The organism is Kitasatospora sp. NPDC091276 (assembly GCF_040684355.1).
Lineage (GTDB): Bacteria > Actinomycetota > Actinomycetes > Streptomycetales > Streptomycetaceae > Kitasatospora.
In genome coordinates this window covers 16778-34366 of the sequence record NZ_JBFBFU010000027.1, presented here as the reverse complement: position 1 = coordinate 34366, position 17589 = coordinate 16778, and the positions used below count along the sequence as shown (strand labels likewise).

Below are 17589 nucleotides of genomic sequence, written 5' to 3'. Positions count from 1 at the left end.
CCGTCAGCGGAAGGGGGAACCTCAGGCGGCGGAGCGGTGGTCCGGGTCGTGCATCTCGCCGACCAGCTCCTCCAGCACGTCCTCCAGCATGACCACACCGAGCGTGCGGCCGTCCTGGTCCAGCACGGCGGCCAGGTGGCAGGTCGCCCGGCGCATCGCGCCGAGCGCGTCGTCCAGCGGGAGGCTGCCGCGCAGCACCGTGATCGGACGCCACAGCCGGGCCGGGACGGGCGCGGACGGGTCCTCCACGTCGAGGATGTCCTTGAGGTGCAGGTAGCCCAGGTAGCCGTGGCCGGCCGGGTCGCCGTCGGTGACCGGGAAGCGCGAGAAGCCGGTGCGCAGGGCGAGTTCCTCGACCTCCGCGGCGGTCACCTTGGTGTCCACGGTGACGAGCTGCTCGGGCTTGAGCAGCACCTCGGTGACCGGGCGGTGGCCCAGCTCCAGGGCGTCCTCCAGACGCTCCTGACGGCCCTCGTCGAGCAGGCCGGCGTCCCGGGAGTCGACCAGCAGGTACATCAGCTGCTCGGTGGTGAACACCGACTCGACCTCGTCCTTGGGCTCGACCCGGAACAGCCGCAGCACACCGTTGGCGATGGCGTTCAGCAGGCTGATCACCGGGGCCAGCCAGCGGGCCAGCCGGTCCAGCGGCGGGCCGAGCCAGAGCGCGGCCTTCTCCGGGCCCGCCATGGCCATGTTCTTGGGCACCATCTCGCCCATCACCATGTGCAGGAAGACCACGACGGCCAGCGAGATGCCGTACGAGAGCGGGTGCATCAGACCGGACGGGACGCCGATCGCGTGGAACGGGCCCTCCAGCAGACTGGCGATGGTCGGCTCGGCCAGGGCGCCGAGGCCCAGCGAGCAGACGGTGATGCCGAGCTGGGCGGCGGCCAGCATCGCGGACACGTTGGACAGCGCGTGCAGCACGGTGCGGGCACGCTTGTGGCCGGCCTCGGCGAGCGGTTCGATCTGGCTGCGGCGCACCGAGACGACGGCGAACTCGGCGCCGACGAAGAAGGCGTTCCCGAGCAGGAGCAGGACGGCGACGGCCAGTTGGAGCGCGGTCATCGGGCGTTCTCCTGGTCGTCTCCGAACGAGGCCGGCGCGCTGGTGCGCTCGACCCGGACCTGGCTGGTGCGGTGCCGGTCGACACCCGTCACGGTGAAGCGCCAGCCCGGCAGCTCCGCCTGCTCGCCGACCTCGGGCAGCTTGCCGAGCAGGTCGGCGACCAGGCCGGCCAGCGTCTCGTACGGGCCGTCCGGGGCGATCAGGCCGATCGCCTCCAGCTGGTCGATCCGGGCGCGGCCCTCGGCCTCCCAGGCCGGCAGGCCGTCCACCGGGGGCAGCGGGAGCAGCTCGGGGCGGTCGGCGGGGTCGTGCTCGTCCTGCACCTCGCCGACGATCTCCTCGACGATGTCCTCGACGGTGACGACACCGGCGGTGCCGCCGTACTCGTCGACCACGATGGCCATCGGCTGGAGGCGGCGCAGCTGGTCGAGCAGCCGCTCGGCGGGCAGGGTCTCGGGCACCAGCAGCGGCGGCGAGGTGAGCTCGCTCACCCGGACCAGGCCGCGCCGGGCGGCCGGGACGGCGAGGGCGTCCTTGAGGGTCACGATGCCGGTGACCTCGTCCAGGCTGTGGGTGTAGACCGGGAAGCGGGACAGGCCGGTGGCCCGGGTCAGGTTGATCACGTCGGAGGCGGTGGCGTCGCCCTGGAGGGAGGCGACGTCGATCCGCGGGGTCATCACGGACTCGGCGGTCAGCTCGCCCAGGCCCAGGGTGCGGACGAACAGGGTCGCCGACTCCTCGTCTATCGCGCCGGCCTTGGCCGAGTGGCGGGCCAGCGAGACCAGCTCGGCCGGGGTCCGGGCGTGGTCCAGCTCCTCCTGCGGCTCGACGCCGAAGGCGCGGACCGTCCGGTCGGCCGCCCCGTTGAGGAAGCTGATCAGCGGGCGGCAGGCGAAGGAGAAGGCCATGTGCGGGGCGGCGACCGCGCGGGCCACCTGGAGCGGGCGGGAGATCGCCCAGTTCTTCGGGACCAGCTCGCCGATCACCATCTGCACCACGGTGGCGAGCACCATGCCGACGACCACGGCGACGCCGCGGGCGGCCGACTCGGGCACGCCGATCCCGGTCATGACGGGGCTGAGCAGGGTGGACAGCGCCGGCTCGGCGAGCATGCCGACCACCAGCGAGGTGACGGTGATGCCGAGCTGGGCGCCGGAGAGTTCGAACGAGAGGTGCCGCAGGGCCCGGGAGACGCGGACGGACTTGGCGTCTCCGGCCTCGGCGGAGCGTTCGACAGCCCCGCGCTCGACGGTCACGAAGGCGAACTCGGCGGCCACGAACAGGCCGTTGGCGAGGATCAGCAGGAGGGCTGCGAGCAACAGCAGCCAGGCGGTGATCACAGTGCCGCCTGCCTTCCGCTGACAGGAAGGTGGGCGGCGCAGGTACTACCGGACGGATCGTCCATCGAGGGGGGAAGTCACTCCTCAAGTCGTCTTTCGGGCAGGACGGAAGTTTTGCCCTGCTTTTACCAGCGTAGACCATACCCGGACGATGGTAGGAAGAGTGTTCGGACCCGCCGGGCCGAGGATTCGCAGGCCCGGCGGGGACCGGAGGGGTGTCGGCGGACCGGCGGTGCCGGTGTGGAACGGGCGGGCGCCGACCGGCGGCGGCGCTGCGGGGCTCAGGCCCCGGCGTGGTGCTCGACCAGGTCGCGCAGGGCGCGGGCGTGCGCGATCGCCTGGTCCTTGCCGACGCCGGACTGGATGCCGACCGCGGCGAGCGAGGTGCCGTCGGCCAGGTCGAGGGTGGCCCACGGGTCGCCCTGGCGGAAGTTGACCCGGACGATCTCGGCCCAGGTGAGCCGGCGGCTGCGGACGAAGTTGACCACCGTCACGCCCTGCGCGTCGGCGCTCACCCGGGGGCGGGCCAGCATCAGGCCCACGCACGCGAACAGCACGCCGCTGCCCGCCATCATGATCCGGTCGTTGAGCTGCCAGTTCTCCGGGAGCGCCACGGCCATCACGGCGAACAGCACCACCAGCAGCGCGCAGACCGGCAGCAGCACCGCGCGGGTGCGGCGCGGCGCCCAGGTGACGGGGAACTCGACGGGCGGCGTGGACACGTGGGGTCTCCGGTGGGGTGGTTCGGGGGAACGGTCGTTCCCGGGAACGACGGTTCCGGGCAGCGGGCGGATCCGGACGAAGGGCGGGGACGCCGGTCAGCGTCCCCGCCCCATTCAACCGTTCCTTACCCGCACCACGGCGGGCGAGGTCGCCGCCGCACCGGTTCAGAGGCGGCAGGCGTGGATGTTGGTGACCAGGATGGCCCGGGCGCCGATGCCCCACAGGTCGTCCATGATCTGCTGGGCCTCCTTGCGGAGCACCATCGAGCGCACCGCCACCCAGCCCTCGGTGTGCAGCGGGGAGACGGTCGGCGACTCCAGGCCGGGGGTGAGCGCCACGGCGGCACCGACCTTCTCGGCGCGGATGTCGTAGTCCATCAGCACGTAGCGGCGGGCCACCAGCACGCCCTGGAGGCGGCGCAGGAACTGGTCCACCCGGGTGTCCTCGCCCGCGCCCTTGGGGCGGATCACCACGGCGTCCGAGATCAGGATCGGCTCGCCGAACACCTCCAGGCCGGCGTTGCGCAGGCTGGTGCCGGTCTCGACCACGTCGGCGATCACGTCGGCGACGCCCAGCTGCACCGCGGTCTCCACCGCGCCGTCCAGCTTGGTGACGGTCGCCTTCACGCCGTGGTCGGCGAGGTGCTGCTCGACCAGGCCGGTGTAGGAGGTCGCGATCCGCAGGCCCTCCAGGCCCTTGACGTCCTCGACGGCCACGCCTTCGGGGCGGGCGAAGCGGAAGGTCGACGCGGCGAAGCCGAGCGCGAGCACCTCTTCGGCGTTGGAGTGCGAGTCCAGCAGCAGGTCGCGGCCGGTGATGCCGATGTCCAGGCGGCCGGAGCCGACGTAGACGGCGATGTCGCGCGGGCGCAGGAAGAAGAACTCGACCTCGTTGTTCGGGTCGACGAGGACGAGCTCCTTGGGGTCCTTCCGCTGGCGGTAGCCGGCCTCATGGAGCATCTCCGCCGCGGGACCCGAGAGAGAACCCTTGTTGGGGACGGCGATGCGCAGCATGGGAGGTTGGTTCCTTACCTGTGGGGAGGGGCGTGCGGTTCGGGTTTAGAGGTACTTGTAGACGTCGTCGAGCGTCAGCCCGCGGGCGATCATCATCACCTGAACGTGGTACAGGAGCTGTGAGATCTCCTCGGCGGTCTGCTCGTCCGTCTGGAACTCGGCGGCCATCCAGACTTCGGCGGCCTCCTCAACGACCTTCTTGCCGATCGCATGGACGCCCTGCTGGGCGAGCTGCGCGGTACGGGAGGACGAGGGGTCGCCGGTGGCGGCCTTCTGCTGGAGCTCGGCGAAGAGCTCCTCGAATGTCTTCGAAGCCATGATGGGACTCACCTTACGGCGTGCGGGCTGACCGGCGGTAAACGGTCCCGGACCGTGGACAGTCCGTTGGACGTCCACGGTCCGGGTCGGGGCGGTGCGCTCAGAGCGCGGCGCGCAGCACCGCGGCGGTCGCGACGGCGGCGGTGACGGCCTCGTGGCCCTTGTCCTCCGCGGAGCCGGGCAGGCCGGCGCGGTCGAGTGCCTGCTCCTCGTTGTCGCAGGTCAGCACGCCGAAGCCGACCGGGACGCCGGTGTCGACGGTCACCTGGGTGAGGCCGGCGGTGGCCGCCTGGCAGACGTAGTCGAAGTGCGGGGTGCCGCCGCGGATCACCACGCCGAGGGCGACGACCGCGTCGTAGCCGTGGTCGGCGAGGCGTTTGGCGGCGACCGGCAGCTCGAAGGTGCCGGGGACGCGCAGCACGGTCGGCTCGGTGACGCCCAGTTCCTTGAGCGCCCGGTGGGCACCGTCCAGCAGGCCGTTCATCACGACGTCGTGCCACTGGGCGGCGACGACGGCGACCTTGAGGTCGGCGGCGCCGTCGATGGTCAGCTCGGGGGCTCCGTGGCCGCTCATGTTCGTTCTTCCTGTCCGTCGTGGTGGGGCGTGGTGCGTGAGGCGTGAGGCGTGGGGCGTGGGGCGGGTTCAGGAGTCGAGGCCGGGCAGGTCGTGGCCCATCCGGTCGCGCTTGGTGCGCAGGTAGCGCAGGTTGTGCTCACCCGGCGCGATCTCGACCGCTTCGCGCCCCTTGACCTTGAGACCGTGCTCGGTGAGCGCGGTGAGCTTCTCCGGGTTGTTGGTGAGCAGGGTGAGCGAGCGGACGCCGAGGTCCACCAGCATCTGCGCCGCGATGCTGTAGTCGCGGGCGTCGGCCGGCAGGCCGAGGTCGAGGTTGGCGTCGACGGTGTCGCGCCCCTGCTCCTGGAGTTCGTAGGCGCGCAGCTTGTGGGCCAGGCCGATCCCCCGGCCCTCGTGGCCGCGCAGGTAGAGCACCACGCCGCGGCCGGACTCCGCGACCTTGTGGAGCGAGGCCTCCAGCTGGGGGCCGCAGTCGCAGCGCAGCGAGCCGAAGACGTCGCCGGTCAGGCACTCGGAGTGGACCCGGACCACGACGTCCTCGCCCTCGGGCAGCCGGCCGTCCGCGCCGAGGCCGCCGGCCACCAGCGCGAGGTGCTCGACGCCGTCGATGGTGCCCTGGTAGCCGACGGCCGTGAACTCGCCGTGGACGGTGGGCAGGGCGGTCACGGCGGCCCGGTCGACGTGCAGTTCGGTGCGGCGACGGTAGGCGATCAGGTCCTCGATGGAGATGATCGCGAGGCCGTGCTCGCGGGCGAAGGCGACCAGCTCGGGCAGCCGGGCCATGGTGCCGTCGTCGTTGACCACCTCGGCGATCGCACCGGCCGGCGGCAGTCCGGCGAGCCGGGCCAGGTCGACGGCGGCCTCGGTGTGGCCGGGGCGCACCAGCACGCCGCCCTCGACCGCGCGCAGCGGGAACACGTGCCCGGGGCGGGTGAGGTCGCCGGGCTCGGTGCCGGGCGAGGACAGCAGCCGGACGGTGCGGGCGCGGTCGGCGGCGGAGATGCCGGTGTCGACCCCCTCCCGGGCGTCCACCGAGACGGTGTACGCGGTGCCCTTGCGGTCCTCGTTGACCTGGGTCATCGGCGGCAGCTTGAGCCGGTCCAGCTCCTCGCCGGTCAGCGGGGCGCAGATCACGCCGGAGCTGTAGCGGATGGTGAAGGCCATCAGCTCGGGGGTGGCGGCGGAGGCGGCGAAGACGATGTCGCCCTCGTTCTCGCGGTCCTCGTCGTCGACCACGATCACGGCGCGGCCGAGGGCGATGTCGGCGATCGCGCGCTCGACCGGGTCGAGGACGAGTTCGGGTGCCGCCTCGCGGTCGCGGTCGGCGGTGTGGTTCTCGGTCATACCGTGACTCCCTGCGGGACGGTGGCGGAGTTGACGCGCGGCTCACGACTGCTCAGCCACCAGGAGCGCAGGCCGAGCAGCACCAGGACGAAGTAGATCGAGTAGGTGAGACCGGAGAAGGGGTAGCCGTTGTTGAAGGCGAGCGGGACGCCGACCACGTCGACGGCGATCCAGGCGAACCAGAACTCCAGCCAGCCACGGGCCTGGGCGACCATCGCGGCCAGCGTGCCGACGAAGATGTAGGCGTCCGACCAGGGGCTCCAGGACAGGCTGGGGTGGGCCGTGAACAGCCAGGCCAGCGCGACGGTGCCGGCCGCGGTGCCGACCACCAGGGCGGCCCGCTCGGGCCAGGTGGCGAAGCGGACGGCGATCGTGCCGGTGTCCCGGCGGCCCCGCCGCCACTGGGCCCAGCCCCAGGCGGCGGTGACGAGCACGATCAGCTGCTTGCCGATCAGGCCGGGGACGTGGCCCCCGAGGTAGGCGGCGATCAGCACGGCGCCGGACAGGAGTTGGAGCGGCCAGCTCCAGACCGAGCGGCGCCAGCCGAAGGCCAGCCCGGCCAGGCCGAGCAGGTTGCCGAACATGTCGGCCCACTTCACGTGCTCGCCGAAGACGGTGAACGCTTCTCCGCTGAGCCAGTTCACTTGGACTCTCCGGCGATCGTCGGGGGAAGGGTGCGGGAGTCGAGCAGTCGCTCGACGTACTTGGCGAGCACGTCCACTTCGAGGTTGACGCTCTCGCCGACGGCCTTGGCGCCGAGCGAGGTCAGCGCGAGGGTCGTGGGGATGAGGCTGACGGTGAAGCTGTCCCGGGCGGCCTCCACCACGGTGAGGCTGACGCCGTCGACCGTGATCGAGCCCTTCTCCACCAGGTAGCGGGAGATGGTGCCGGGCAGCGAGAAGCGCAGCACCTCCCAGCGCAGGTCGCCGGCCGCGTCGCGCTCGCCGGGCTCGCGGCCCAACAGCGTGCCGGTGGCGTCGACATGGCCCTGGACGAGGTGGCCGCCGAGCCGGTCGCCGAGCGCCATGGCGCGCTCCAGGTTGACCCGGGAGCCGGGCTTCAACTCGCCGAGGCTGGAGCGGTGCAGCGTCTCGGCCATCACGTCGGCGCTGAACTCGCCCGTATCGGCCGCCAGTTGGTCCGGGCTGTCGACGACGGTCAGGCAGACGCCGTTGACCGCGATGGAGTCGCCGTGCCGCGCACCCGTACAGACCACCGGGCCGCGCAGGCGGATTCGCGAGGAGTCGCCGATCTCCTCGATCGACACGACCTCGCCGAGCTCTTCGATGATGCCGGTGAACACCCGGGTTCTCCTCGCGCTTGGGGGCGCGGACTCCGGGGCGGCATGGGAGATGACACGGACGGGCAACGGCGCGCGAGCCGACGGCACGACCCGTCGCCGGGATGCCGAGGCCGCCGGGAGATCGCTCGCCCGGCACGGGAGACACCTCTCCCGCCGTTCACCTGGCCGCGGTCCACCGGGGGACCACGGATACTGCTCTTCGTCCGCCCGCGCACGCCTCCCATCCGGACTTTAACCGTCGGTCCAGGAATTTCACCTGGTCAACCGGCCGCTGGCTGCGGACGGGTCGCGGACTGTAACCGCCGGTTCGGATTTTCACCGACCCCGGAGTGCGCTGAACGTCACTGCTGTTGGGGTCATTCTGCCATGGCGTGCGCAAGCCCAGGGAGAGCCTTCCGCTGTGGCCTGTTTCACGCGGATGCGGGGAATGTGCGGCCGGGTGGTAGGTGACGCCCACAACGTGGCGGGCGCACACGGAAAGTGGCAGGTGCGTACGGAAAGTAGCGGGCGCGGTCAGAGCGTGGCGGGCGCGGCGATCGACGTGAAGTGGGTGACCACCGGCGGGTGCGCGAGGTAGCACAGCTCGCCCTCCGACCAGACCGGCCGGATCCGCCACATCGGCCCCGCGTACCCGCGCAGGGCCGCCTCGTCGCGCCAGCGGCTCACCACGAGCACCCGGTGTCCGTCCTCGGTCACCGAGCGCAGCAGTTCGCCGCCCAGGCAACCGTCGGTCCGCCCGAGCTGCGGGATCACCTGGGTTGTCAGCAGCACACAGAATTCCTCGATGCGACCGGCCAGGACCTGCCCGGCCCAGATCCTCACGATCACGACCACCACCTCCGAGCGGAGCGCCTGGCCCCATTATCACGGTAAAACCGCTGGTGGGGAGGGGTGGCGGGGAAGCTTTACCGAGGACTGCACCGCCGGCGGCCGGGGGCTCCGGGAAGGGACTCGGCTAGATTTCCGGTATGACCAGCACACCGGAATCTGTCATGCCGTCAACCGCCGCCCCGGATGCGCCGGGCAGCCTGTTCGCCGCTCTCGGCGCAGGGGCGCTGACCGACCCGGCGCAGCTGCGCGAGGTCTACGAGCAGCCCGGCGACCACGCGCGCCGCAAGCAGGTCGACCACCTGCACGAGGTCGCGCGGCGGCTGATCGCCTGCTCCTCGCTGGTGTTCGTGGCGAGCTCGGACGCCGCCGGGCGCTGCGACGTCTCCCCGCGCGGCGGGCCGGCCGGGGTGGTCTCCGTCCTCGACGAGCACACCCTGGCCATCCCGGACGCCACCGGCAACAAGCGGTTGGACACCCTGCACAACATCCTGGAGAACGGCCGGGTCGGGCTGCTCTTCGTCGTTCCGGGCCGGGACACCACGCTCCGGGTCAACGGGCGGGCCTGCGTCTCCACCGACCCGGAGCTGCTGCGGCAGCTGACCGCCGTCGGGAATCCCCCGCGCAGCGCGATCGTGGTGGCCGTCGAGGAGGTGTACGCGCACTGCCCGAAGTCCTTCCTGCGCGGCTCGGCGTGGAAGCCGGAGAACTGGCTGGCCAAGGACGCGCAGCCGACCTCGGCCGAGATCACCCTCTCGCACCTGCGGGACGACTCGCTGACCATCGAGATGATCGAGCAGACCGAGCGGGAGGCGCTGCTCCACCGCTACGAGTGACGACCGCGGCGCGGGCGGCGCCTTCCGCCACACGGCGTGCTGCCGCGTGGCGGGCGGCGCTCGGTGCTCGACGCTCGGCACTCGGTGTCGGCACTCGGCGCTCGGTGCTCGGTGCTCGGCGTGCTCAGGCGGCCTTGGGCACGTCCACCACCGGCGCGTCGCTGGCCGCCCGCTGGACGGCCTCGACGCCCTTGTGGGCGGCCTCCTTGCTGGAGTACCCCTGGCCGGTGGCGACGATCTCGCCGTTGCCCGCCTTGAGCCGGAACCGGTACTTGCCGCCGGCGTCCTCGTAGACCTCGAACTTGCCCGCCATCGGGCCACCTCCTCGTGCGGCGCACGGCGCGCCTCTGGTCGACCCCCTCCAGCACCGTGCGCCACCCGCCCCGGAGGCCGCACCCGCTCGAGGCCGGACGGGTGACGCCCCGCAACCGCGCGATCGCGGAGGTGCCGGGGCGGGCGCCGGTGGTTTGAATGGGCGGATGGACTGCGTCTTCTGTGCGGTGGTGGCGGGCGAGGAGCCCGCGCACCGGGTGCTGGACGACGCGGCGGCGGTGGCCTTCCTGGACCGGCGGCCGCTGTTCCCCGGTCACGTGCTGGTCGTCCCGCGCGCCCACCACCGCACCCTGGCGGACCTGCCGGCCGCCGACGTGGGGCCGTTCTTCCTCCAGGTGCAGCGGGTGGCCGCCGCGGTGGAGCGCGGACTGGGCGCGGCGGGCAGCTTCGTGGCGGCGAACAACCGGATCAGCCAGTCGGTGCCGCATCTGCACGTCCACGTGGTGCCGCGCAATCCGAAGGACGGGCTGCGCGGCTTCTTCTGGCCGCGGGGGAAGTACCCGGACGAGGCGGGGGCGGGGGAGGTCGCGGCCCGACTGCGCGCGGCGCTCGGCGACTGAGGGGGCTCGCGAGGGGCCGAGGGCGACGCTCGGAGGCCGGGAGGGCTCGCGGGGGCGCCGGGGGGCGTGCGCACCGCATTTGTGAGCCGGTTCCACCCACTCTCTTGACAGGTATAGAACACTCCGCTTGAGTCGCCTTCACGGCCCCGCACCGGCCCACACCCCGGTCGGCCGCCTTCCCCTGGCGCACCCCCGCACGGGACCCGGATCCCCTGCCCGCTCAAGTCCCTGTCACGACGACGTGCGGCCCCCACCGCACAAGGGGTGATGACGTGTCAATGAAACGCCTGCTCGCGCTGCTCTCCGCCGTGGTCACGGCGCTGGCGGTCGCGGTCCTCCTCCCCGCCTCCGCCAGCGCCGCCGCCTGCGGCACGCCGTGGAGCGCGGCCACCGCCTACACCGGCGGCGCGGCCGTCTCGTACAACGGGCACAACTGGACCGCCAAGTGGTGGACCCAGAACGAGCCCCCGAGCACCGGCGGCACCGGGGTCTGGGCCGACCAGGGCTCCTGCGGCGGGTCCACCGACCCGACGCCGACCCCGACGTCCGGCACCTGCGACTACCCCGCCTGGGTCGCCGGCCGCGCCTACGTCGCCGGCGACATCGTCCGGTACACCAACGGCGGCTACTACCGCGCCACCCACGACAACCCGGGCTACGACCCGGTCATCAGCACCTGGTACTGGGAGCCGTACGGCTGCGGCTCGACCCAGCCGCCCAACCCGGGCGGATTCCCGGTCAGCCAGGCCCAGTTCGACCAGATGTTCCCGGGCCGGAACTCCTTCTACACCTACCAGGGCCTGCTCGACGCGCTCGGCGCCTACCCCGGCTTCGCGGCCACCGGCAGCGACACCGTGCGCCGGCAGGAGGCCGCCGCGTTCCTCGCCAACGTCAGCCACGAGACCGGCGGACTGGTGTACGTGGTCGAGCAGAACACCGCCAACTACCCGCACTACTGCGACGCCTCGCAACCGTACGGGTGCCCGGCCGGGCAGGCCGCGTACTACGGGCGCGGGCCGATCCAGCTGAGCTGGAACTTCAACTACAAGGCCGCCGGCGACGCGCTCGGCATCGACCTGCTGCACAATCCGAACCTGGTGCAGACCGACCCTGCGGTGGCCTGGAAGACCGGCCTCTGGTACTGGAACACCCAGAACGGGCCGGGCACCATGACCGCGCACAACGCCATGGTCAACGGGTACGGCTTCGGTGAGACGATCCGCAGCATCAACGGCTCGCTGGAGTGCAACGGCAACAACACCGCCCAGATGCAGCACCGGATCAGCCTGTACCAGAGCTTCGTCCAGATCCTCGGCACCGTCCCCGGGGGCAACCTGAGCTGCTGACGGCTCGCCCCCGCCCCACCACGCGCCCCGCTACGCCCGGACCGGTCATCACACCGTGGTGTCCGTACGCTGCCGAGCGTAGCGGGGCGTACTCATGTGGGGGGCGTACTCCCGCAGGAGCAGCGGAGGGCGGTTGAAATCGTCGTTCCGGCGGACGACTTCGCAGGTCGCGGCCCCCTACGCTCAAGGCATGAACGAACTCGCCCGCCTCGCGCAACAGACCGCCGACCGGCTCGCGGGCCAGCACGTCGGCGCGGTGGTCGCCGGGCTGGCCGGCGGCGCCGTGGAGATCCGCGGCGCCGGGCGGACCGGTCCGGGCGGCGCCGTGCCCGGGCCGCACACCCTGTTCGAAGTCGGCTCCGTCACCAAGGTGTTCACCTCGCTCGCCCTCGCGCGGCTGGTGCTCGCCGACTCCGGCGGGACCGCCACCGGGCTCGACGACCCGCTCGACGAACCGCTCGCCGACGTGCTCGCCGACGTACGGCCCGACGGTGCCGCCGTCCCGGCCAGGGGCGGGCAGCCGATCACCCTGCGACACCTCGCCACCCACACCTCCGGGCTCCCCCGGCTGCCCCGGGGCATGCTGGCGACTGCGCTGCTCAATCCCAACAAACCCGATCCGTACGCGCATTGCAGCACCGAGTACGTCCTCGCCGGGCTGGCCCGGACGAGACTGCGGGCCACCCCCGGGCGCGGCTTCCGCTACTCCAACCTCGGCGCCGGGCTGCTCGGCCTGGCCCTCGCCCACCGGACCGGCACCGGCTACGAGGAGCTGGTGGCGCGCGAGATATGCGAGCCGCTGGGGCTGGTGGACACCCACGTGCGCTCGGGCCGGGAGCAGTCCGAGCGGCTGGCGCACGGGCACACCTCCGGCGGGCGGCCCGTGCCGTACTGGAACTTCGCGGACATTTCCGGCATGGGCGGGCTCCGGTCGACCGCCTCCGACCTGGCGATACTCCTGCGGGCCCAGCTGGCCGCCGACCGCGAGCCGGACGCGCCGCTGGCGCCCGCGATCACGCTCACCCGGGAGACCCGGCACCGGGTCAACCCGTTCGCCTGGACGCACCTGGGGTGGCTCGGCCACCGCCTGCACAGCCAGCAGGGCGGCCACCTGCAGATCTGGCACAACGGCGGCACGGGCGGGTTCCGCTCCTTCGTGGCCTTCGATCCGGAGAAGCAGGTGGGGGTGGTGGTCCTGGTGAACACCCGCCGCTCCGCCGATCCGGCCGGGACGGCCCTGCTGCGCACGCTGCAGAACGAGTACGCGACGACGAGCTGACGAGCCGGGGCCGGGGCGTGGCGGTGAGCGGGCCCGGCGGAGGACCGGGTGCGGCCGTCGGCGGAGTGAGGTGGAGGATGGGGTGAGGTCGTTTCAGGGCCAAGAGGTACGAATTGGCCCTGTTCGAGGGCGCGGCGGTCGGTCGATGCTGAGGATCTGACAGTCGCGGTTCCGGTTGTGGTGTTCGCTCAGCGGGAGGTGGCCGAGGTGGCGGTGGTGTGGCCCTTGTCGCGGGCTCGGTCGGTCGCGGACGGCGACGGGCGGCTCGGCCGCGCGGTGCGGGTGTACCGGCGGTTCCGGCCGCTGCCATGGCCGACGCGGGCCTGGCTGGACGCGGCGGCGGCCGCTGTCGCCGGGGCGGCCTGGCTGGCGAGCGGGGAGTGGTGGCCCGCGCCCGTGGTGGCCGCGGCGGCGATCACGGCCGCGAGCGGGTACGGGCGGCTGCGGCCGGCGCCGGGCCTGCGGGCCGTCCGGGTGCACGAGCGCGGGCTGGTGCTGGTCGGGGCGGACGGCGCGGAGCAGCCCCTGCCGTGGAGTGCGGTGGAGGCCACCGAGTACGCCCCCGGCGGGCGGCACGGAGTGGGCGAGCAGGGCCGGATCTGGCTGGTCGGCGCGGACGAGCCACTGGCACTGGCGCACCTGCGACGGCTGGACGAGCTGTTCCGGGAGCTCGACGAGCGACTCCGCCCGACCCTCCGGGCCGCACTGCACGAGGCGCTGCGCACGGAGGGCGGCGTCCGGTTCGCCCGGGGGCGGCTGACGCTGACGGCCGGCGGGCTGGTGCACCGGCCGCCGCACCCGCTCGCCGCGACGGAGTCGTTCCGGTGGACGGAGGTGCAGTCCGCGCGGGCCTCGGAGCTCGGGGAACTGGAGATCCGGACGCACTCGGCCGGCCTGCCGCTCACCCTCCCGGTGCCGAACGCCGGTGCGGCGGCGGCCTTCGTCGAGGAGGTCCGGGCCCGGAGCCTCTGACCGGCGGACGATCCGAGGGGTGGGCTCCCGAGCTCGCTGCTCCGCGGTGAGTTCGAGTTCGATTCCTCAACGACTCCGGCCCGGTTCGGTCCGGCCCGGCCTGGTTCGGTTCGGTCCGGCCCGGTTCGGCCCGGTTCGGCCGGCGTCCATTCGGCCGACCCCTAAGGGTCCCCGCCCGCACATCCCGGAAGGGATCTCTACGCCGCTGAGTGGACGTCAACTTCCGCTCCCCCGGCCTACCGTCCCTCACATGAACCGACTTCGTACCACCACGGCCGCGGCAGCCCTGCTGCTCACCCTGCCGCTGTCCGTCGCCGCCGCCGCGCCGGCGCTGGCCGCTCCCGCCGCCCTGACGAACGCCTCCGCTCCCGCCCCCGCCGCCGTCCACGTCGACCTGCCGCGCCCGACCGGCCCGTACGCGGTCGGGCAGGAGATCCTGCACCTGGTGGACCGGGACCGCCCGGATCCGTGGGTCCCCTCCGCCGGTCCGCGCCAGCTGATGGTGTCGATGTACTACCCCGCGAAGGCCGGGACGGGCAGCGCGGCCCCGTACATGACCCCTGCGGCCGCCCGGATGCTGCTGGACGGGAAGCTCCCGGGCAACACCATCCCGACCGAGACGGTCACCGGCACCCGGACCTGGGCGAAGTCCGACGCGCGCCCGCAGGGCGGCCACTTCCCGCTGGTGGTGCTGTCGCCGGGCTTCACCATGCCGCGGGCCTCGCTGAGCGGCCTCGCCGAGGACCTGACCAGCCGCGGGTACGTCGTCGCGCTGGTCGACCACACCTACGAGAACACCGGGACGACGTTCCCCGACGGGCAGACCCTCCCGTGCCTGCTGTGCGACAAGCTGACGACCCCGGAGTCCTGGGCGGCCGTGGACAACAGCCGGGCGAAGGACGTCTCCTTCGTCCTCGACCAGCTGACCGCCCGCCCCCACCCGGCGTGGCGCTACGCCCGCATGATCGACCGCGACCGGATCGGGATGGCCGGGCACTCGGCCGGCGGCGCCTCGACCGTCCCGTCCCTGCTCGCCGACGACCGGATCCGGGCCGGGGTGGACCTGGACGGCACCATGGACGTCACGGTCCCCGCCTCCGGGATCGGCGGCAAGCCCTTCCTGATGATCGGCCACCCGCTGCCCGACGGCGCCGAGGACAGCAGCTGGACGGAGAGCTGGGCACACCTCGACGGCTGGAAGCGCTGGTTGACCTTCGCCGGCTCCAACCACGGCACCTTCACCGACTTCCCGCTGTTCTTCGAGAAGCTCAACCTGCCCCAGCCTCCCGGCACCACGATGTCGGGCGAGCGGGGCGCGGAGCTCACCCGCTCGTACGTGGCGGCCTTCCTCGACCTCCAGCTGAAGGGCGTGCGGCAGCCGCTCCTCGACGGGCCGACCGCCGCCAATCCGGAGGTGTCGTTCCAGCCGTGACCCGGGTGTGGTGGGCGCGGCCGTCGGCAGCCTGCCGACGGCCGCGCCGCCGTCCGTCGCCCGCCGTTCGCTACGCGGCCGGCGCCGCCGAGGCGATCGGTTCGAGCAGCCGGTGCGGGCGGACCAGGGAGCGGGAGACCGGGTCGTCCCGGTGCGCGTCGCCGCGGGCGGGGTTGGGGCGCATCGCGATCTCGGCCGGCGGGACGGGTGCGCCACCGCACCGCGGGCAGGCGCCGACGACGTCCAGGTCGGTGCCGCAGACGGCGTGCGCGAACAGGTGGTGCGGACCGCCCGCGGTCGCGTGGCGGCCGCCCCAGCGACTCAACTGGTAGAGCGGCCCCCACAGTTCGAGGCCGGTCTCGGTGAGCAGGTAGCCGTGGCGCAGCGGCGCCTGCTGGTACGGCTCCTTGCGCAGCACCCCGGCCGCGACCAGGGCGTTGAGGCGGGCGGTGAGGACGGCGCGGGGGATGCCGAGGTGGGCGAGGAAGTCGTTGAAACGCTGCACTCCGTAGAAGGCGTCGCGGAGGATCAGCAGGCTCCAGCGTTCGCCGACCACCTCCAGGGCGCGGGCCAGTGCGCAGTCCTGCTGCTCGTAGTCGGTTCCCAGCGCCATGCGGGTCAGCGTAGTCCACCCGGACAGCGGGTTCAATGAACAGACCAATGGTGGTAGCGTGCCGATCGAGACGAAGGTTCATTCACCAGACCTAAGGTCCGCGCTCCGGAGGAACACCCCATGTCCCCCGCACCACCCGGCTCCTCCCCCGTCACCGCGCCCGTCCGGCCCCGCGCCACCCTGGCCGCCACCGCAGCCGCGACCGCGCTGGTCACCGTCGCCTACACCGCCCCCACCGCCTCGCTCGCCGCCACCGCCCAGGGCGCGCACCTCGGGGCCACCGGCCGGACCTGGATCCTCACCGGCACCCTGGTCGGCATCTCCGCCCTGCTGCTCACCGCCGGAAGCGCCGCCGACGACCACGGCCGCAAGCGGGTCTTCACCTTCGGCGTGCTGCTGTTCGCGGCCGCCGAGACGCTGGCCGCGCTGGCCCCCGGCGGCGCCGTCTACCTGGCCGCCCGGGTGCTGCTCGGCGTCGCCTCGGCCGCCGTCCTGGCACCCGCGCTCGGCCTGATCAGCCACGCCCACCCACCCGGCCCGGGCCGGATCCGGGCACTCGGGGTCTGGGGCGCCGCCGTCGGCCTCGGCATCGCCGTCGGCCCGGTGTACGGCGCGCTGGTCGGGCAGTGGGCCGGCTGGCGCGCGGTCAGCGGCGGGATCGCGGTCGTCTCGGCCGCCGTGGCGGCGTACGCGGCCGCCGTCCTCACCGAGTCGCGGGCCGAACGGCCACGCGCCCTCGATCCGTACGGGGTGCTGACGCTGGCCGCCGGGACGTCCTGCCTGATCGCCGGGCTGGCCGAGGGGCGCGGCGGCTGGGGGCGGCCGGTGGTCGTCGTGCTGCTGCTGCTCGGGGTGCTGCTGCTGGCGCTGTTCGGGCTGGTCGAGGCGAAGGTCCGGGAGCCGATGCTGGACCTCGCGCTGTTCCGCAGCCCCGGCTTCGTCGCCGCCACCGGCGGGGCCCTGTTCACCGGACTCTCGCTGGTCGGCTTCATGAGCTATCTGCCGACCCTGCTCCAGGGCGTCCTGGGCCTGTCCGGCCTGGCCGCGGGCGGGGTGCTGGCGCTCTGGTCGGGCCTGTCGGTGCTGTCCGCGCTCCAGGCGCGGCGGCTGGCGGCGCACCTGTCGGCCACCGCGCAGGTCGCCGTCGGGCTCGCGGTCTGCGGCCTCGGCGAGGCGGGCCTGTACGGGCTGGCACCCGGCTCCGGCTGGCTGCGGCTGGCGCCGGGTCTGGCGGTGGCGGGCGTCGGCAGCGGGGTGCTCAATGCGGCGCTGGCCCGGCTGGCCGTCAGCAGCGTCCCGGCGCACCGGGCGGCCATGGGCTCGGGTGCCAACAACACCTCCCGGTACCTGGGCTCGGCGCTCGGCGTCGCGGTCACCGTGGCCGTCGCGGGCTCGGCCCGACCGGGCGGCCCCGGCCGGGAGGCCGCCGCCCGCGCCCTGGCGGCGGGCACCGACCGGGCCGTTCTGGTCGCCGCCGCCCTGTGCCTGGTCGGCGCGCTGCTCGCCCTGGTCGCCCGCGCCGCCGAAGCCCGGGGCGGCGGAGCCCCGGAGGCCGCCCCGGCCCGCGAGCGGGCCGCGACCCGGTGAGGAGCGCGGGAAGTCGGCCCGGCCGACTTCGCGCGCTCGACCGCCGCCAGCGCCGCGGTGCAGCCCGTGCAGCCGGGAGCTCGACGACTTCTTCCCGGAGCGCCCGCCGCCGCTCCG

General features: G+C 73.4%; 19 protein-coding genes and 1 riboswitch. Of the genes, 7 read left to right on the top strand and 12 right to left on the bottom strand.

Annotation, left to right across the window (positions count from 1 at the left end; translation table 11 throughout):
• Positions 1 to 21: 21 nt before the first annotated feature.
• The 10 genes from AB0O19_RS28705 to AB0O19_RS28660 form a co-directional block, all read right to left on the bottom strand.
• Positions 22 to 1068 carry a hemolysin family protein gene (locus AB0O19_RS28705; protein ID WP_363623619.1) on the bottom strand — a complete coding sequence of 349 codons (1047 nt, stop codon included), beginning with the start codon at positions 1066 to 1068 and terminating at the stop codon, positions 22 to 24.
• Positions 1065 to 2408, bottom strand: a complete 1344-nt coding sequence (locus AB0O19_RS28700) for a hemolysin family protein (protein WP_363581676.1) — start codon at positions 2406 to 2408, stop codon at positions 1065 to 1067. The genes AB0O19_RS28705 and AB0O19_RS28700 overlap by 4 nt, the downstream gene beginning before the upstream one ends.
• Before the next feature lie 281 nt (positions 2409 to 2689).
• A complete protein-coding gene (locus AB0O19_RS28695; RefSeq protein ID WP_350883553.1) occupies positions 2690 to 3130 on the bottom strand; it encodes a PH domain-containing protein in 441 nt (146 codons plus the stop codon).
• A 165-nt stretch (positions 3131 to 3295) separates the two neighbouring features.
• On the bottom strand, positions 3296 to 4144 hold the full coding sequence (hisG, locus tag AB0O19_RS28690) for an ATP phosphoribosyltransferase (protein ID WP_350883551.1): 849 nt from the start codon (positions 4142 to 4144) through the stop codon (positions 3296 to 3298).
• A 45-nt stretch (positions 4145 to 4189) separates the two neighbouring features.
• The gene (locus AB0O19_RS28685; RefSeq protein WP_063346472.1) at positions 4190 to 4462 is read right to left on the bottom strand and encodes a phosphoribosyl-ATP diphosphatase; all 273 of its coding nucleotides are present in this window, start codon (positions 4460 to 4462) and stop codon (positions 4190 to 4192) included.
• A gap of 100 nt (positions 4463 to 4562) precedes the next feature.
• The gene (gene ribH / locus AB0O19_RS28680) at positions 4563 to 5036 is read right to left on the bottom strand and encodes a 6,7-dimethyl-8-ribityllumazine synthase (protein WP_363581672.1); all 474 of its coding nucleotides are present in this window, start codon (positions 5034 to 5036) and stop codon (positions 4563 to 4565) included.
• A gap of 69 nt (positions 5037 to 5105) precedes the next feature.
• Positions 5106 to 6383 (bottom strand): bifunctional 3,4-dihydroxy-2-butanone-4-phosphate synthase/GTP cyclohydrolase II, encoded by a 1278-nt coding sequence (locus AB0O19_RS28675; RefSeq protein ID WP_363623617.1) that lies wholly within the window; start codon positions 6381 to 6383, stop codon positions 5106 to 5108.
• The gene (locus tag AB0O19_RS28670; RefSeq protein ID WP_350883668.1) at positions 6380 to 6967 is read right to left on the bottom strand and encodes a nicotinamide mononucleotide transporter family protein; all 588 of its coding nucleotides are present in this window, start codon (positions 6965 to 6967) and stop codon (positions 6380 to 6382) included. Before AB0O19_RS28670 ends, AB0O19_RS28675 begins: the two co-directional genes overlap by 4 nt.
• Before the next feature lie 56 nt (positions 6968 to 7023).
• Positions 7024 to 7686 carry a riboflavin synthase gene (locus AB0O19_RS28665; RefSeq protein WP_063346476.1) on the bottom strand — a complete coding sequence of 221 codons (663 nt, stop codon included), beginning with the start codon at positions 7684 to 7686 and terminating at the stop codon, positions 7024 to 7026.
• A gap of 208 nt (positions 7687 to 7894) precedes the next feature.
• A riboswitch (FMN riboswitch) is annotated at positions 7895 to 8022 on the bottom strand.
• Between the two features lie 177 nt (positions 8023 to 8199).
• Entirely contained in the window at positions 8200 to 8514 is a 315-nt protein-coding gene (locus tag AB0O19_RS28660) for an antibiotic biosynthesis monooxygenase family protein (RefSeq protein WP_159398348.1), read from the bottom strand.
• A gap of 140 nt (positions 8515 to 8654) precedes the next feature.
• On the opposite strand from AB0O19_RS28660, the gene AB0O19_RS28655 reads away from it, so the two are divergent.
• The gene (locus tag AB0O19_RS28655; protein ID WP_363623615.1) at positions 8655 to 9350 is read left to right on the top strand and encodes an MSMEG_1061 family FMN-dependent PPOX-type flavoprotein; all 696 of its coding nucleotides are present in this window, start codon (positions 8655 to 8657) and stop codon (positions 9348 to 9350) included.
• Positions 9351 to 9474: 124 nt separating this feature from the next.
• Here AB0O19_RS28655 and AB0O19_RS28650 read toward each other — a convergent pair whose 3' ends face one another.
• Complete coding sequence (locus tag AB0O19_RS28650; RefSeq protein ID WP_063346479.1) at positions 9475 to 9663, bottom strand: DUF1508 domain-containing protein; 189 nt, start codon at positions 9661 to 9663, stop codon at positions 9475 to 9477.
• A gap of 166 nt (positions 9664 to 9829) precedes the next feature.
• On the opposite strand from AB0O19_RS28650, the gene AB0O19_RS28645 reads away from it, so the two are divergent.
• The 5 genes from AB0O19_RS28645 to AB0O19_RS28625 all read left to right on the top strand — a co-directional run bounded on the left by AB0O19_RS28645 (position 9830) and on the right by AB0O19_RS28625 (position 15272).
• Positions 9830 to 10243: an HIT family protein gene (locus tag AB0O19_RS28645; protein WP_363623613.1), complete on the top strand. Its 414-nt coding sequence runs from the start codon at positions 9830 to 9832 to the stop codon at positions 10241 to 10243.
• A gap of 278 nt (positions 10244 to 10521) precedes the next feature.
• Positions 10522 to 11589 (top strand): glycoside hydrolase family 19 protein, encoded by a 1068-nt coding sequence (locus tag AB0O19_RS28640; protein ID WP_363623725.1) that lies wholly within the window; start codon positions 10522 to 10524, stop codon positions 11587 to 11589.
• A gap of 190 nt (positions 11590 to 11779) precedes the next feature.
• Positions 11780 to 12868: a serine hydrolase domain-containing protein gene (locus tag AB0O19_RS28635; protein ID WP_363623611.1), complete on the top strand. Its 1089-nt coding sequence runs from the start codon at positions 11780 to 11782 to the stop codon at positions 12866 to 12868.
• Between the two features lie 177 nt (positions 12869 to 13045).
• Entirely contained in the window at positions 13046 to 13840 is a 795-nt protein-coding gene (locus AB0O19_RS28630) for a hypothetical protein (RefSeq protein WP_363623609.1), read from the top strand.
• Between the two features lie 250 nt (positions 13841 to 14090).
• Complete coding sequence (locus tag AB0O19_RS28625) at positions 14091 to 15272, top strand: alpha/beta hydrolase (protein WP_363623607.1); 1182 nt, start codon at positions 14091 to 14093, stop codon at positions 15270 to 15272.
• Between the two features lie 70 nt (positions 15273 to 15342).
• Here the strand turns inward: AB0O19_RS28625 and AB0O19_RS28620 are convergent, their stop codons facing one another.
• Complete coding sequence (locus AB0O19_RS28620; protein WP_363623605.1) at positions 15343 to 15885, bottom strand: helix-turn-helix domain-containing protein; 543 nt, start codon at positions 15883 to 15885, stop codon at positions 15343 to 15345.
• Between the two features lie 120 nt (positions 15886 to 16005).
• Between AB0O19_RS28620 and AB0O19_RS28615 the strand changes: the two genes are divergently transcribed.
• Positions 16006 to 17472, top strand: a complete 1467-nt coding sequence (locus AB0O19_RS28615) for an MFS transporter (protein ID WP_363623603.1) — start codon at positions 16006 to 16008, stop codon at positions 17470 to 17472.
• The last annotated feature ends 117 nt before the right edge of the window (positions 17473 to 17589 follow it).

Excerpts from the sequence above, each read along its gene's own strand:
- AB0O19_RS28705 (WP_363623619.1), bottom strand. The coding sequence starts at position 1,068 with ATGACCGCGCTCCAACTGGCCGTCGCCGTCCTGCTCCTGCTCGGGAAC.
- hisG (WP_350883551.1), bottom strand. The coding sequence starts at position 4,144 with ATGCTGCGCATCGCCGTCCCCAACAAGGGTTCTCTCTCGGGTCCCGCG.
- AB0O19_RS28685 (WP_063346472.1), bottom strand. The coding sequence starts at position 4,462 with ATGGCTTCGAAGACATTCGAGGAGCTCTTCGCCGAGCTCCAGCAGAAG.
- ribH (WP_363581672.1), bottom strand. The coding sequence starts at position 5,036 with ATGAGCGGCCACGGAGCCCCCGAGCTGACCATCGACGGCGCCGCCGAC.
- AB0O19_RS28675 (WP_363623617.1), bottom strand. The coding sequence starts at position 6,383 with ATGACCGAGAACCACACCGCCGACCGCGACCGCGAGGCGGCACCCGAA.
- AB0O19_RS28670 (WP_350883668.1), bottom strand. The coding sequence starts at position 6,967 with ATGTTCGGCAACCTGCTCGGCCTGGCCGGGCTGGCCTTCGGCTGGCGC.
- AB0O19_RS28655 (WP_363623615.1), top strand. The coding sequence starts at position 8,655 with ATGACCAGCACACCGGAATCTGTCATGCCGTCAACCGCCGCCCCGGAT.
- AB0O19_RS28650 (WP_063346479.1), bottom strand. The coding sequence starts at position 9,663 with ATGGCGGGCAAGTTCGAGGTCTACGAGGACGCCGGCGGCAAGTACCGG.
- AB0O19_RS28645 (WP_363623613.1), top strand. The coding sequence starts at position 9,830 with ATGGACTGCGTCTTCTGTGCGGTGGTGGCGGGCGAGGAGCCCGCGCAC.
- AB0O19_RS28640 (WP_363623725.1), top strand. The coding sequence starts at position 10,522 with ATGAAACGCCTGCTCGCGCTGCTCTCCGCCGTGGTCACGGCGCTGGCG.
- AB0O19_RS28635 (WP_363623611.1), top strand. The coding sequence starts at position 11,780 with ATGAACGAACTCGCCCGCCTCGCGCAACAGACCGCCGACCGGCTCGCG.
- AB0O19_RS28625 (WP_363623607.1), top strand. The coding sequence starts at position 14,091 with ATGAACCGACTTCGTACCACCACGGCCGCGGCAGCCCTGCTGCTCACC.
- AB0O19_RS28620 (WP_363623605.1), bottom strand. The coding sequence starts at position 15,885 with ATGGCGCTGGGAACCGACTACGAGCAGCAGGACTGCGCACTGGCCCGC.
- AB0O19_RS28615 (WP_363623603.1), top strand. The coding sequence starts at position 16,006 with ATGTCCCCCGCACCACCCGGCTCCTCCCCCGTCACCGCGCCCGTCCGG.